This is a genomic window from Peterkaempfera bronchialis, from assembly GCF_003258605.2.
Taxonomy (GTDB): domain Bacteria; phylum Actinomycetota; class Actinomycetes; order Streptomycetales; family Streptomycetaceae; genus Peterkaempfera; species Peterkaempfera bronchialis.
In genome coordinates this window covers 1,520,330-1,534,411 of the sequence record NZ_CP031264.1, presented here as the reverse complement: position 1 = coordinate 1,534,411, position 14,082 = coordinate 1,520,330, and the positions used below count along the sequence as shown (strand labels likewise).

10 protein-coding genes are annotated in these 14,082 nt (G+C 74.7%); 2 read left to right on the top strand and 8 right to left on the bottom strand.

What is annotated here, in order from left to right:
• Window positions 1-25 precede the first annotated feature (25 nt).
• Both C7M71_RS06705 and C7M71_RS06700 read right to left on the bottom strand, forming a co-directional pair.
• Window positions 26-2,035 carry a helix-turn-helix domain-containing protein gene (locus tag C7M71_RS06705; RefSeq protein ID WP_114914225.1) on the bottom strand — a complete coding sequence of 670 codons (2,010 nt, stop codon included), beginning with the start codon at window positions 2,033-2,035 and terminating at the stop codon, window positions 26-28.
• A 138-nt stretch (window positions 2,036-2,173) separates the two neighbouring features.
• Window positions 2,174-2,965 carry a 3-hydroxybutyrate dehydrogenase gene (locus C7M71_RS06700; RefSeq protein ID WP_111495146.1) on the bottom strand — a complete coding sequence of 264 codons (792 nt, stop codon included), beginning with the start codon at window positions 2,963-2,965 and terminating at the stop codon, window positions 2,174-2,176.
• Window positions 2,966-3,305: 340 nt separating this feature from the next.
• On the opposite strand from C7M71_RS06700, the gene C7M71_RS06695 reads away from it, so the two are divergent.
• Window positions 3,306-4,952: a regulator gene (locus C7M71_RS06695; protein WP_229758582.1), complete on the top strand. Its 1,647-nt coding sequence runs from the start codon at window positions 3,306-3,308 to the stop codon at window positions 4,950-4,952.
• A 129-nt stretch (window positions 4,953-5,081) separates the two neighbouring features.
• Here the strand turns inward: C7M71_RS06695 and C7M71_RS06690 are convergent, their stop codons facing one another.
• Window positions 5,082-6,401: an NAD(P)/FAD-dependent oxidoreductase gene (locus tag C7M71_RS06690; protein WP_111494507.1), complete on the bottom strand. Its 1,320-nt coding sequence runs from the start codon at window positions 6,399-6,401 to the stop codon at window positions 5,082-5,084.
• 367 nt (window positions 6,402-6,768) lie between these two features.
• A complete protein-coding gene (locus C7M71_RS06685) occupies window positions 6,769-7,674 on the bottom strand; it encodes a TIGR01777 family oxidoreductase (protein WP_111494505.1) in 906 nt (301 codons plus the stop codon).
• Between the two features lie 68 nt (window positions 7,675-7,742).
• On the opposite strand from C7M71_RS06685, the gene C7M71_RS06680 reads away from it, so the two are divergent.
• The gene (locus C7M71_RS06680) at window positions 7,743-8,243 is read left to right on the top strand and encodes a GNAT family N-acetyltransferase (RefSeq protein ID WP_175607644.1); all 501 of its coding nucleotides are present in this window, start codon (window positions 7,743-7,745) and stop codon (window positions 8,241-8,243) included.
• 6 nt (window positions 8,244-8,249) lie between these two features.
• On the opposite strand, the gene C7M71_RS06675 is transcribed toward C7M71_RS06680, so the two are convergent.
• The 4 genes from C7M71_RS06675 to C7M71_RS06660 form a co-directional block, all read right to left on the bottom strand.
• On the bottom strand, window positions 8,250-8,765 hold the full coding sequence (locus C7M71_RS06675; protein ID WP_111494501.1) for a DUF4240 domain-containing protein: 516 nt from the start codon (window positions 8,763-8,765) through the stop codon (window positions 8,250-8,252).
• A 121-nt stretch (window positions 8,766-8,886) separates the two neighbouring features.
• Window positions 8,887-10,761 (bottom strand): 2-oxoglutarate dehydrogenase, E2 component, dihydrolipoamide succinyltransferase, encoded by a 1,875-nt coding sequence (gene sucB, locus C7M71_RS06670; RefSeq protein WP_114914224.1) that lies wholly within the window; start codon window positions 10,759-10,761, stop codon window positions 8,887-8,889.
• A 55-nt stretch (window positions 10,762-10,816) separates the two neighbouring features.
• On the bottom strand, window positions 10,817-12,205 hold the full coding sequence (lpdA, locus tag C7M71_RS06665; RefSeq protein ID WP_111494840.1) for a dihydrolipoyl dehydrogenase: 1,389 nt from the start codon (window positions 12,203-12,205) through the stop codon (window positions 10,817-10,819).
• A gap of 313 nt (window positions 12,206-12,518) precedes the next feature.
• Window positions 12,519-14,021, bottom strand: a complete 1,503-nt coding sequence (locus C7M71_RS06660; protein ID WP_111494842.1) for a leucyl aminopeptidase — start codon at window positions 14,019-14,021, stop codon at window positions 12,519-12,521.
• Between the last annotated feature and the right edge of the window lie 61 nt (window positions 14,022-14,082).

Sequence of the window (14,082 nt, the reverse complement as noted above, 5' to 3'; positions counted from 1 at the left end):
CCCGGCCCTCCTCAGCCGTCCCTCCTCAGCCGTCCCGCCGGGCCGAGAGCAGGTGCAGCCGCAGCGCCAGTTGCAGCTCCAGCGCCCGCTCCGGGCTGTTCCAGTCCTGGCCCAGCAGCGCCTGCACCCGGTCCAGCCGCTGGACCACCGTGTTCACATGGACATGCAGCTGGTCCTTGGCCCGGGTCAGGCTGCCGCCGCAGTCGAAGTACGCCCGCAGGGTGCGGACCAGCTCGGTGCCCCGCCGGGCGTCGTACTCCAGCAGCGGGCCCAGCGCCCCGCCGACAAACCCGCCCACGTCATGCCCGTCGCCCAGCAGCACCCCCAGAAAGCCCAGCTCCTCGGCGGCTGCCCCGTCGCCCTCCCGGCCCAGCGCCTGGAGGGCGCGCAGACACCGCTGCGCCTCCGCATGGGCGGCGGCGATGGCCTGCGGCCCGGCCGCCGGACCGCCCGCCCCGACGGTCACCGGCAGCCCGGACAGCCGGGCCAGCCGGTCGGCCGCCGCGCGGGAGGCGGCGCCCGGCTTGCCGGCGGTCGGTCCGCCGCCGGTCGGGGTGGTGGGCAGCAGGATCACCACGGTGTCGCCGTGCTCCGCGCTCACCCCCCGGCAGCCGAAGAGGTAGCGGACCGCCGCGCCCGCCAGCCGGCTGCGGTCGGCGCAGGAGGCGGTCAGCACCACATGCGGGCGCATCAGGTCCACGCCCAGCCGGCGGCCGCGCGCGGCCAGCCCGGCCGGGTCGCGCTCGGGGGCGGTGAGCAGATCGGTGAGCAGTTCGCCGCGCACCCGGTTCTCGGCCTCCGCGACCGACCGGCGCAGCAGCAGGAGCAGCGCCGTCACCACGGCGGCCCGCTCGAAGAGCCGCCGGTCGGAGTCGTCCAGCTCGGGTCGGCCGTGCAGTACCAGGCTGCCCAGCGTCTCCTGGCCGGCCAGCACCGCGCACACCCAGCGCCCGGTGTGCCGCACGGCGCGGCCCGAGAGGCGGGAGTCGGCGACGGCCGAGGCCAGCCCCCGGTCGTCGCCGGTCCGGTCGCGCCGGGGCCGCCCACCGGACCCGGACCCGGACTCCAGGGCGGGTATGCGGTCGGACTCGACGGAGGAGGGCCCGGTCAGCGGGTGCCCGTCCGGGTCGTGGACGGAGATGGCCCCGCCGAGCAGCGAGGCGACCGCCGCCGCGACATCCGGTACCTCGCCGCCGCGCAGCACCAGGTCGGTGAGCCGGTCGTGGGCCTCCTCGGCGCGCTGCATGGCCGCCGAGTGCTCGCGGATCACCGCGTTGGCGGCGTTCAGCTCGGCGAGCGCCGCCCGGGTGTCGGCCAGCGCCCGGGCGGTGTCGATGGCGATGGCCGCGTGGGCGGCCAGTGAGCAGAGCAGCGCCACCTCGTCGGGGGAGAAGGCGCGCGGCGAGCGGTCGGCGGCGAAGAGCACCCCGATCACCTTGCCGCCGTCCCGGGAGCCGAGCAGCAGCGGCACGCCCAGGATGGCGACCAGCCCCTCGTCCAGCACTCCGGCGTTGATCGCCCCGGTGTGGTGGAAGCGGATGTCGGTCCGGTAGTCGGGGGTGGCATACGGGCGGGCGGTCTGTGCGACCAGGCCGCCCAGGCCGTCGCCGAGGCTGAGCCGCAGGGTCTGGAAGAGCGCGGAGACCGACCCGTCGGTGACCCGCATATAGGTGTCCCCGGCCTCCTCGTCGGGGAGCGTCAGATAGGCGGTGTCGGTGCCCAGCAGCAGCCGGGCGCGGCGCACGATCGCCTGGAGCACCGCGTCCAGGTCGCGGGAGGCGGCGAGGTCCCCGGCGGTGTCGAAGAGGGCGGTCAGCTCGGCCTCGCGGCGCCGGTGCTGGTCCAGGGTGCGGCGTACCCGCAGGGCGAGCCGGGTGGCGTCGGCGACCTCCGCCACTACGGCATCCGGCGCACCCGCACGGCGTTCGTCGGCGGACACATCGGCGAAGTCCTCGGCGGGGGCTCCGGAGGCGAGGAGTGCCAGCAGCCGCCGCAGGGCGGGGGCTGCGCTGCTCACAGGGGCGGCGTCGGTCATGGTGCGGACATCGTGCCAGGTGGGGCGGGTGGAAGGGGAGGGGCCGACGGGCGGAGGGGTGCGCCGCGCCGGCCCCGGCCGCCCCGGCCTCGCCCTCGGGGCGGCCGGGGCCGGCGGGCACTGCTCAGGGGGTAGGGCTCAGTGGGCGGTCCAGCCGCCGTCCAGCGGGAGGCTGCTGCCGGTGATGTACGAGGCGTGCGGGGAGCAGAGCCACAGGGCGGCCTCGGCGACCTCGGCGGGCTCGATCAGCCGCTTGATGGCGGTGCGGTCCAGCATGATCCGCCGCACCACCTCGTCCTCGCCGATGCCGTGCGCCACCGCCTGCGCCGCGACCTGGTTCTCCACCAGCGGGGTGCGGACATAGCCGGGGTTGATGCAGTTGCTGGTCACCCCGTGCGCGGCGCCCTCCAGCGCCACCGTCTTGGACAGCCCCTCCAGGGCGTGCTTGGCGGTGACATAGGCGGACTTGTACGGGCTGGCCCGCAGACCGTGCACGGAGGAGATGTTGACGACCCGTCCCCACCCCCGGGCGTACATCTGCGGCAGGGTGCGGCGCAGGATGCGGAACGGCGCCTCCACCATCACCCGCTGGATCAGCGTGAAGCGGTCCGGCGGGAACTCGTGCACCGGCGCCACATGCTGGAGCCCGGCGTTGTTGACCACGATGTCCGCGTCGTCCGGGAGGCCGTCCACCGCCGCCGGGTCCGACAGGTCGACGACCAGGGCGATGCCGCCGGTCTCCTCGGCGACCGCCTCGGCCGCCTCCGCCGCCATGTCGACGACATACACCCGGGCGCCGGCGGCGGCGAAGGCCGCCGCGCAGGCCCGGCCGATGCCGGAGGCGGCTCCGGTGACCAGGGCGGTGCGGCCGGCCAGCGGCCGGGAGCCGGGGGCGGGCCCGTCGGGCAGCGGGGCAGAAGAGGTGTCCATGGCCGCAAACGCTAGGAAGGCCGGAGGGCCGCTCCCATGTGGCCGGACACCACGAAGTCCCCGACGGATGTGGGGGCGGTGGCCATGTGCGGGGCGCCGTGGGGCGGCGGACGGTACGGCCCGGAGCAGCACGGAAGTGCTACCACGGCGCAAACCCCGACAGCCCAGCCTTCGTCAGATCGAGTCCACCCGTGTCACCCGTTCGGAGGATTGCTCGGACGGGACCGGCCACAGCCCCTCAATGCTCGCTACATTCACGCCGATTCCCGACAGGGGGCGCCGCACGTAGCACCGGGGGACGATCACGTGCCGTCGCGGCGCTCGGAAGGTGTTGACGCACATGTCCCAACGGCCCGCAACCGACCGACCGGCCTTCGCGCCCCGAACCGACCGGCCGCCGGCAGCCGAGCCGCGCCCCGGTACCACCGGCCCACCGCGCTCGGCGGACCGGTCCCACAACCAGCGCCTGGCCGCGCTCATCGAGGAGGCGGGCTTCTCGCACGCCGGACTGGCCCGCCGGGTGGACCAGCTCGGCCTCGAACACGGGCTCGACCTGCGGTATGACAAGACCTCCGTCACCCGCTGGCTGCGCGGCCAGCAGCCGCGCGGCGCCACCCCGGCGCTGATCGCCGAGGTCTTCACCCGCCGACTGGGACGCCGACTGGGCGCCCAGGACCTCGGACTGGACGCCTGCGCGCCCGTCTACGCCGGCCTGGAGTTCGCCGAGACGCCGACCGAGGCGGTGGACATCGTCAGCAGCATGTGGCGCAAGGACACCGGCCCGCACGCCGAACTGCGCCGGATCGCCTTCACCCCGGCCGGCCTGGTGGTGCCCAGCCGCGACTGGCTGATCGGCCGCACCGACGAGCGGGTCGCCCGGGAAGACCCGCAGGACCCGGCCGCGCAGCCCGCCCGGGCCCCCGCCGCCGGGCTGCGCACCCCCGCCCGGCAGCTGGGCCCCGGCGGCCGGGTGCCGCTCCAGGGCCGCCGGCCCGGCGGCCCCGCCGCAGGCCGGGCGGGCATCAGGGCGGACGCCGAGCGCCCCGCCCCGCACCCGCAGCGGGAAGGCCGCGGCACCCTGCGGGTGGGGCGCGGCGACATCGCCGCCGTCCGCGCCGTCGGGGACCTCTTCCGCGCCCTGGACCACGCCTACGGCGGCGGCCACGCCCGCCAGGCGCTGGTGCGCTACCTGGAGAGCGAGGCCGAGCCGATGCTGCGCGGGCGCTACGGGGAGTCCGTCGGCCGGGCCCTGTTCGGAGCGGTCGCCGACCTCACCCGGCTGGCCGGCTGGACCTCCTTCGACATCGCCGCGCACGGCCTGGCCCAGCGCTACTTCGTGCAGGCCCTGCGGCTCTCGCAGGCCGCCAGCGACCGGGTGTACGGGGGGTTCGTGCTGGTCACCATGAGCCGCCAGGCCGTCCACCTGGGCCACGGCCGGGAGGCGGTGCAGCTGGCCCGGGTCGCCCAGCAGGGGGTGGGCACCGCCGCGCCCACCGGCGTGCAGGCGCTGATGCACGCCTCCGAGGCGCGCGGGCACGGCGTGCTCGGCGACAGCCGCTCCTGCACCGGCGCGCTGGTCCGGGCCGAGCGGTGCCTCCAAGCCGTCCGGCCGGGCGACGAGCAGCCCTCCTGGGCGCGCTCCTTCGACGAGGCCCAGCTCGCCGCCGAGTTCGCGCTCTGCTACCGGGACCTCCAGCAGTGGCGGCTCTGCGCCCAGCACGCCGAGAAGTCGCTCCGGCTGCGGTCGCCGGGCTACGCCCGCAGCCGGGTCTTCTCCCGCAGCGTGCTGGCCACCGCCCGGCTGGGCATGGGCGACGTGGACGAGGCGTGCGCGGTGGCCACCGAGGCGCTGCGGGCGGCGGCCGAGATGCGCTCGGTCCGCGCGGTGGAGTACCTGCGGGACTTCCACCGGCGGCTCTCCCCGTACCGGGGCAGCACCGTGGTACGGGCCTTCGAGGAGGCCGCCCGCGCGGCCGGGATCGTCTGACCGCCCGCCGCCTCCGGCCACCGGGGTGGTGGGCCGGAGGCGGCGGGCAGGCCGAGGGCCGGAGCGGCTCCGGCCCGCCCCGGCCGTCCCACTACGCCGCCTCCGTGGGGCCCGGCCCGGAGTCGGCGGTCAGGCGGCTTCGGCGGCCGGGACCGGGGCGCGTACTCCCAGGTCGCGGATGATCTGCTGGGCGGCGCGGCGGCCGGAGACCAGTGCGCCCTGGACGGAGCTGGTGTCCCGGTGGTCGCCGCAGACATAGAGTCCGCCGATCACCCGCACCGGGCGGTGGAAGTGGTGCGGCGGCGGCATTGCCGGTACCGCATGCTCCACATGACGTGCCGTCAGAAACGACCAGGCGGCCGTCGAGGTCCCGTACAGCTCGGCCAGCCGCCGCCGGACCAGCGGCTCCAGGGCCGCCGGGCCGCCCCCGTCGAAGGTCCGCCGACCCAGCACCGTGGTGGCGACCAGCGAGCGGCCCGGCGGGGCGTACGAGGGGTGCACCCGGCTGAGCACCAGGGAGTGGGACACCGGGCTGCTCCGGTCCGCGTCCAGCAGCAGCAGCGGCTCGGCGAGCGGCGCCTCCGGGGCGGCGTGGTAGTAGGTGGTCACCGGGTGGAACCCCGGCAGATGCAGGCCGGGCAGCAGCCGGGCGGCGGACGCCGCGTCGGTGGCCAGCACCACACAGCGGCCGTGGACCCGCCCGTGCCGCAGGGTGTCCACCCCGTCCGCCGAGACCGCCACCGCCTCCACCCCCAGCCGGACCGTGCCCGGCGGCAGCCCCTCCGCCAACTGCTGCGGTACCGCGGCGATGCCCGCCGAGGGCAGACAGAGCCGCCCCCGCGCATAGGCCCGCAGCACCAGGTCGGAGCAGCGGCTGCTGGTGGACAGCTCCGGGTCGCAGAGCAGGGCACTCAGCAGCGGACGCAGAAAGCCGTCCACCACCCGGGCGGAGAGGCCGCGCGCGGCCAGCGCCTGCGAGGCGGTCAGCTCCGGCCGGGTCAGCAGCCGGTCGGTGGGGGTCGCCGCCAGCCGGGCCAGCGCGGTGCCCAGCCGGGCCTTGTCCAGCGGGCTGCCGATCGGCGCCCGGTCCGCCGCCAGCCGGGCCACCGGGCGGCGCAGGTCGCCGACCCGGTACCGGCGGCCCCCTGAGTGCACCAGCACCCCGGGCGCCAGCGGGCGCAGGTCCAGGCGGTCCAGGTCCAGCACCCGGGAGAGCTCCGGGTACGAGGTGTTCAGCAGGTGGCTGCCGTGGTCCAGCCGGAATCCGTCCAGCTCCACGGTGGCCATCCGGCCGCCGACCCGCTGCGCGGACTCCAGTACCGTCACTCTCAGCCCGGCGGCGCTGAGATGGCGGGCGGCGGCCAGTCCGGCCGGTCCGGCGCCCACGACCACGACATCGGGGTCGGTGGTGCGGCCGCTGCTGCGGTGGGCGAGGTCGTGTGCGGGCACGGGGCGCTCCCTCCCTGCTCCATGGCGCCCGAAGCCCCTCGGGCCGGGCGGCCAGGATGCGGTCCGCACAAGTGATGCCCCATCACCTGCCGTACCAGACAAGGACTTCCGGCCTTGTTCCGTACCGGCGGAGGATTTCCGGTGAAGGGCCCGATTCCGGTCACCTGCTGTGGCCGCCGGTCCTGCCCGCGCCCACCCCGGACACCGACGGTGACCGGGCGCACACGGCACGCGGCACCGCCGGGGCGGGGCCGCGTCGGGTGGGGGCGGTGGGGCTGTACGGACGGCCCGGGCGGGCCGGACAGGGGAGGAGAAGGCCGGTTTCGGTGCTGGGCAGCGCGCTGCCGGGCCCCGGGCAGGGCGGCTCTCAGAGCGCTGCCGCGACCGCCTGGTCGATGGTCGGATCGGTGAACCGGAATCCCGCCTCCAGCAGCCTGGACGGCACCACCCGATGGCTGCCCACCACCTCCACGGCGAACTCGCCGAGCACCGCCCGCAGCGCCGCCTCCGGCACCGGGAACGGCGTCGGCCGCCGCAGCACCCGCCCCATGGCGGCGGTGACCTCCCGGTTGGTGACCGGCTCGGGGGCGGTCAGGTTCACCGGCCCGCTCAGCTCGCCGTCCACCAGGAAGCGCAGCGCCGCGACCTCGTCCCGCAGCGAGACAAACGACCAGTACTGCCGCCCGGACCCCAGCCGGCCCCCCAGACCGAGCCGGAAGAGCGGGAACATCCGCCCCCACGCCCCGCCGCCGGAGGCCACCACCAGGCCGGTCCGTGGGTGCACCACCCTGATCCCGGCGTCGGCCGCCGGCTGCGCCGCGTCCTCCCACTCCTGGCACACCCGGGAGAGGAAGTCGTCGCCCGGCACGGCGGTCTCGTCGATCACGCGGTCGCCGGTCTGCCCGTAGAAGCCGATCGCCGAGCCGGAGACCAGCACCGAGGGCTTGCTGTCCAGTCCGGCCAGGGCCTCGGCGAGCGCGGCGGTGCCCAGCACCCGGCTCTCCCGGATCTCCCGCTTGTAGGCGTCCGTCCAGCGGTGGTCGCCGACCCCGGCCCCGGCCAGGTGCACCACCGCCTCCACCCCGATCAGCCCGGCGGTGTCCACCTGCTGCCGCCGGGGGTCCCAGTAGCTCTCCGTGGACCCGTCCGCCCGCGCCCCGGCCCCCTCCGGACGGTGGCGTACCAGCCGCACCACCTGGTGGCCGTCGGCCAGCAGCGAGCGGACGAGGGCGGAGCCGATGAGCCCGGACGAACCGGTGACAGCGATGCGCATGCGCCCATCCTTCCAGCCGGGCGGATATCCGGATGAGGGCACGCGGGGACGGCCCTAGAGTGATCCGCATGCCTGGAGACGACCTGATCATCCGACCAGCCGCTGCTGCTGACGACGGCCCCCTCGCGGAGCTGGACCGCCGCTGCTGGTCCCGGCTGGCCTTTGTGATTCCCCGGCCGGAGCCGGGCACGCCGTTCTTCGACGAGCGGCACCGCCCGGACCGGTACCGGGTCGCCGAGCTGGGCGGGCGGGCCGTCGGCTACATCAGGGTGGTGCCGTCGACCTCGCTGGCCTGCAATGCCCATGTCCGGCAGATCCAGGGCCTGACCGTCGACGACGAGGTGCGCGGGCGGGGCGTCGGACGGGCTCTGGTCGAGGCGGCCTGCGGCTGGGCCCGCGAGGAGGGCGCCACCCGGCTGACCCTGCGGGTGCTGGGACACAACGCCCCGGCCCGGGCGCTGTACGAGCGGTGCGGCTTCGCGGTGGAAGGGGTGCTGCCGGGGGAGTTCCTGCTGGACGGCCGGTATGTGGACGATGTGCTGATGGGCCGCAGCCTGGTCGCGGGCTGAGCCGGGTCAGCCGCCGTAGCGGTCCCAGAGCCGGGGGAACCGGTCCGCCATCACCGCATTGTCCTCGAAGTCCAGGGCCCGGCCCTCCGGCTCGTCGGGCTCGGGCACGTCCAGATCCGGCAGCGACTGCCCGGTGAGCTGCTCATAGGCCTCGTCGGCGGCGTACCCGAGGTCCTCGGCGTCGCCGTCCTCCTCCTCGTCGAAGTCCGGTACCAGCTCGGCGAGGTTGTCCGGGTCGTGCAGCGCCCCCTCGAAGACCTCCCGGCCACGGCCGATCAGCCAGCACCGGAAGAAGTCGAAGGAGTCGTCGGAGGCCCCGCCGAGCAGCAGATACGCGGCACCCCACAGGTCCCAGCGGTAGGCCCGCCGGAAGCGCACCTCGAAGAGCCGGGCGAAGTCCACCACATCGTCCGGCGTCAGCCCGGCGAGCCGGTCCACCAGCAGATCGGCGTGCTCGTCCGGGTCGCCGTCGGCGGCCTCCCGGGTCTCGTCGATCAGCTGCCAGAACTCCGTCTCGTACATCACGGCACCAGCATCCACGCCCCGGCGCCCGCACGCATGCGGTATCCACGGCGCACCGGCAAACGGATGCGCCCCGGCCCGCCGGAGCGGACCGGGGCGCAGTGCGCCGTGCGGCGGGAGGCTACAGCCCGAGGTCGCCCTCGAACGCGCCCTCCTCCAGACGGGCCTTGACCGTGCTCAGGAAGCGGGCGGCGTCGGCGCCGTCCACGATCCGGTGGTCGTACGACAGGGCCAGGTAGACCATGTCGCGGACGGCGATCGTGGTGCCGAGCTCGGCGCTCTCCACGACCACCGGGCGCCGAACGGTGGCGCCGATGCCCAGCATGCCGACCTGCGGCTGGTTGAGGATCGGCGTGTCGAACAGCGCGCCGCGCGAACCGGTGTTGGTCACCGTGAAGGTGCCGCCGGCCAGCTCGTCGGGCTTGAGGCCGCCGTCCCGGGTGCGGGCCGCCAGGTCAGCGGTCTTCTTGGCGATACCGGCGATGTTGAGGTCGCCGGCGTCGTGGATGACCGGGACGAAGAGGCCCTTCTCGGTGTCCACCGCGATGCCGATGTTCTCGACGTCGTGGTAGGTGATGGTGTCGTCGTCGTTCACCCGGGCGTTGAGGACCGGGTGGACCTTGAGCGCCTCGACGGCGGCCTTGACGAAGAACGGCAGCGGGGAGAGCTTGACGCCCTCGCGCTGCTGGAAGGTGTTCTTCGCCTGCGCCCGCAGCCGCATGATGCGGGTGACGTCCACCTCGACCACGGTGGTCAGCTGCGCCGAGACCTGGAGCGACTGGACCATGTGCTTGGCGATGGCCTTGCGCACCCGGGTCATCGGCAGGGTCTGACCGCGCAGCGGCGACGGGACGACCGGCGCGGGCCGCTTGGCGGCGGCCGGGGCGACCGGGGCCGGGACCGCTGCGGCGCGGGCGGCCTCGGCGGCGGCGATGACGTCCTGCTTGCGGATGCGACCGCCGACGCCGCTGCCCTTGACGTCGGTCAGGGTGACGCCCTGCTCGGCCGCGAGCTTGCGGACCAGCGGGGTGACATATGCGCCCTCGCCGATGGCCGGAGCCGGGACGGGAGCCGCCGGGGCGGCGGGGGCGACCGGAGCCGGGGCAGCCGGGGCGGGAGCGGCAGCGGCCGGGGCCGGAGCAGCCGGAGCCTGAGCCGGAACGGCAGCAGCCGGGGCCGGGGCAGCCGGGGCAGCGGGAGCCGCCGGGGCGGGGGCCGGGGCAGCCTGGACCGGCGCGGGGGCCGGAGCCGCCGGAGCCGGAGCCGGAGCAGCCGGAGCGGCCGGGGCGGGAGCCGCCGGGGCCGGAGCCGGAGCGGCCGGGGCCGGGGCAGCGGCCGGAGCGGCACCCGGAGCGCCGATGACGGCGAGCTGGGCGCCGACCTCGGCGGTCTCGTCCTCACCGATCAGGATCTTCAGCAGCACACCGCCGGTGGGCGCCGGGATCTCGGTGTCGACCTTGTCGGTGGAGACCTCCAGCAGCGGCTCGTCGGCCTCCACGGTGTCGCCCTCGGCCTTGAGCCAGCGGGTGACGGTGCCCTCGGTGACCGACTCGCCGAGCGCGGGCAGCAGCACCGGGGTGCCCTGGGCCTCACCCGACGGCGCGGGGGCGGCCGGAGCGGCCGGAGCCGCGGGGGCGGCAGCGGGGGCCTCCTGGACCGGAGCCGCAGCAGCCGGAGCCGGGGCAGCCGGGGCAGGGGCCGCAGCAGCCGGAGCGGCAGCGGCAGCCGCCGGGGCCGGGGCGGCGACCGGGGCGCCGGAGCCGTCGTCGATGACGGCCAGCTCGGCGCCGACCTCCACCGTCTCGTCCTCGGCGACCTTGATGGAGGCGAGGATGCCGGACGCCGGCGCCGGGATCTCGGTGTCGACCTTGTCGGTGGAGACTTCGAGCAGCGGCTCGTCGGCCTCCACCCGGTCGCCCTCGGCCTTCAGCCAGCGGGTGACAGTGCCCTCGGACACGCTCTCGCCGAGCGCGGGCAGCGTTACTGAGACCGCCATGGTTTCAGAAACTCCTTCAGTCGTGCGGTGCGGAAGTGGTGGGCGTGTCCTGGGCTCAGTCGTGGTTGTGGAGCGGCTTGCCGGCCAGCGCCAGATGAGCCTCGCCGAGGGCCTCGGACTGCGTCGGGTGGGCGTGGATGAGCTGCGCGACCTCGGCGGGCAGCGCCTCCCAGTTGTAGATCAACTGAGCCTCGCCCACCTGCTCGCCCATGCGGGCGCCGACCATGTGGACGCCGACGACGGCGCCGTCCTCGACCTGGACGAGCTTGATCTCGCCGGCGGTCTTGAGGATCTTGCTCTTGCCGTTGCCGGCCAGGTTGAACTTGGCGACCTTGACCTTCTCGGCGCCGTAGATCTCCTTGGCCTTGGCCTCGCTGATGCCGACGGAGGCGACCTCGGGGTTGCAGTACGTCACCCGGGGCACGCCGTCGTAGTCGATCGGCACGACCTGGAGCCCGGCCAGCCGCTCGGCGACCAGGATGCCCTCGGCGAAGCCGACGTGCGCCAGCTGAAGGGTCGGCACCAGGTCGCCCACGGCGGAGACGGTCTCGACATTGGTGCGCATGTACTCGTCGACCAGGACATAGCCGCGGTCCATCGCGATCCCGGCCTCCTCGTAGCCGAGACCCTGCGAGACCGGGCCACGGCCGATGGCGACCAGCAGCACATCGGCGTCGATCTGCTTGCCGTTCTCGGTCGAGACGCGCACCCCGGACTCGGTGTACTCCACGCCGGAGAAGCGGGCCTTCAGCTCGAACTTGATGCCGCGCTTGCGGAAGGCGCGCTCCAGCAGCTTGGAGCTGCCCTCGTCCTCCAGCGGCACCAGGTGCGGCAGCGCCTCGACGATGGTCACGTCCACGCCGAAGGACTTCCAGACCGAGGCGAACTCGACGCCGATCACACCGCCGCCGAGGATCACCGCGGACTTCGGGAGGTAGTCGAGCTTGAGCGCGTGGTCGGAGGAGATCACCCGGTTGCCGTCGATGACCAGCCCGGGCAGCGACTTCGGCACGGAGCCGGTCGCCAGCACGACATGGCGGCCCTGGTAGCGCTGCCCGTTGACATCCACCGAGGTGGGGGAGGAGAGCCGGCCCTCGCCCGTCACATAGGTGATCTTGCGGGAGGCCACCAGGCCCTGGAGGCCCTTGTAGAGGCCCGCGATCACATCGTCCTTGTACTTGTGCACACCCGGAAGGTCGATGCCCTCGAAGGTGGCCTTCACGCCGAACTGAGCGGCCTCACGGGTCTCATCGGCGATCTCGGCGGCGTGCAGCAGTGCCTTGGTGGGGATGCATCCCCGGTGCAGGCAGGTGCCGCCCAACTCGCCCTTCTCGATCAGCGCGACCTGAAGCCCCAACTGGGCCGCGCGCAGCGCCGCGGCGTAACCGCCGCTTCCGCCTCCGAGAATCACTACGTCGAAAACGGTGCTGGCGTCGTTCGCCACGTCACGTCCTCCATGCATGGGTGCTTATGCCCGGCCGCTCCCGGACCGGGTGTGCTCCCTTGTGGGGAGCCCAGTCGTGCCGGAAATACATCTTCGCACTTGTTCGCGGGTGTCGATGTCCCGGGTCGCCCCGCAGGGGCCTCCACCGGGGTGCAGCGGGCTCGATCCACCCCCGGTACGTGGACATCCCCGCAGGTCACAGCGGTGCGCCGGGTCGGATGAGGCGGCGCTGAAAGCAGTCGGGGCCCGGAAGGAGTTCCTTCCGGGCCCCGCTCACACCGCGAGTGGTCTCCCTCGATCGAGGGACGCCGCGCTACAGCAGCTCGCCGGCCGCCGCGTCCTCCACCAGCTGCACCAGGGTGCGCACGGCCGAGCCGGTGCCGCCCTTGGGGGTGTAGCCGAACGGCTGGCCCTCGTGGAAGGCCGGACCGGCGATGTCCAGGTGCGCCCAGCTGATGCCCTCGGCCACGAACTCCTTGAGGAAGAGGCCGGCCACCAGGCCGCCGCCCATCCGCTCGCCCATGTTGGCGATGTCGGCGACCGGCGAGTCCATGCCCTTGCGCAGCTCGGCGGGGAGCGGCATCGGCCACGCCTGCTCACCGGCCCGGCCGGCCGCGTCGTGGACCCGGTCCCGGAAGCCGTCCTCGTTGGCCATGATGCCGAAGGTGCGGCTGCCCAGCGCCACCATCATGGCGCCGGTGAGGGTGGCCACGTCCACGATGGCGTCCGGCTTCTCCTCGCCCGCGCGGACGATCGCGTCGGCCAGCACCAGGCGGCCCTCGGCGTCGGTGTTGAGGACCTCCACCGTCTTGCCGCCGTACATCCGCAGCACATCGCCGGGGCGGGTGGCGGAACCGGACGGCATGTTCTCGGCTAGCGCCAGCCAACCGGTGACATTGACCGCCAGGCCGAGCCGGGAGGCGGCGACCACGGCGGCGAGCACCGCGGCGGCACCGGACATGTCGCACTTCATGGTCTCGTTGTGGCCGGCCGGCTTCAGCGAGATGCCGCCCGAGTCATAGGTGATGCCCTTGCCGACGAAGGCCAGCGTGGCCTTGGCCTTGGGGTGCGTGTACGCGACCTTCACCAGCCGGGGCGGGTTGGCCGAGCCCTGGCCGACGCCCAGGATGCCGCCGAACGACCCCTTGGCCAGCGCCTTCTCGTCCAGCACCTCGACCTTGAGGCCGTGCTCCTTGCCCGCGGCCTGCGCGACGGCGGCGAACGCCTTGGGGTGCAGGTCGTTCGGCGGCATGTTGATCAGGTCGCGGGTGCGGTTGATCTCCTCGGCGAGCACGGTGGCGCGCTCGGCGGCGGCCTTGGCGTCCTTCTGGCCCTTGCGGGCGGCCACCACGATGAGCTCGCCCAGCGGCGCCTTGCCGTTCTCACTGCGGTACGTGGTGAAGGCGTACGCACCCAGCAGCCCGCCCAGCGCCGCAGCCTCGATCTCCGCCGGGGTGGCGGTGGGCAGCGCCAGCGCGGCCTTCTTGGCACCGGCCAGCGTACGGGCGGCGACACCGGCGGCGCGGCGCAGCGCCTCGGCGCCGTACCGGCCGTCCTCGGCCGCGTCGCCGAGCCCGACCGCGAGCACCAGGTCGGCCTTGAGCCCGTCCGGGGCGGGGAGCTTGACCGCCTCGCCCTCGGCGCCGGTGGCCCCGAGGGTGTCGAGGACGTCGGCCAGCCGGCCGCCGAATGCCTCGGCCACGGTCTCGGCGCCGGGCGCCGGCACCAGTCCCTTGTCGCTCTTGGCCACGCCGACGACGATGGCGTCCACGCGCAGCGACGCTGCGGAGGAGGTGCTCACAGACAATGCAGTCACGTATTTGCGTCCTGTTCTTGTGCGGTCCAAAGCCGGATCGGTTCAGACGGGCCGCCCCGGC

Excerpts from the sequence above, each read along its gene's own strand:
- sucB (WP_114914224.1), bottom strand. The coding sequence starts at position 10,761 with ATGGCGGTCTCAGTAACGCTGCCCGCGCTCGGCGAGAGCGTGTCCGAG.
- C7M71_RS06685 (WP_111494505.1), bottom strand. The coding sequence starts at position 7,674 with ATGCGCATCGCTGTCACCGGTTCGTCCGGGCTCATCGGCTCCGCCCTC.
- C7M71_RS06700 (WP_111495146.1), bottom strand. The coding sequence starts at position 2,965 with ATGGACACCTCTTCTGCCCCGCTGCCCGACGGGCCCGCCCCCGGCTCC.
- C7M71_RS06695 (WP_229758582.1), top strand. The coding sequence starts at position 3,306 with ATGTCCCAACGGCCCGCAACCGACCGACCGGCCTTCGCGCCCCGAACC.
- C7M71_RS06705 (WP_114914225.1), bottom strand. The coding sequence starts at position 2,035 with ATGACCGACGCCGCCCCTGTGAGCAGCGCAGCCCCCGCCCTGCGGCGG.
- C7M71_RS06675 (WP_111494501.1), bottom strand. The coding sequence starts at position 8,765 with ATGTACGAGACGGAGTTCTGGCAGCTGATCGACGAGACCCGGGAGGCC.
- C7M71_RS06680 (WP_175607644.1), top strand. The coding sequence starts at position 7,743 with ATGCCTGGAGACGACCTGATCATCCGACCAGCCGCTGCTGCTGACGAC.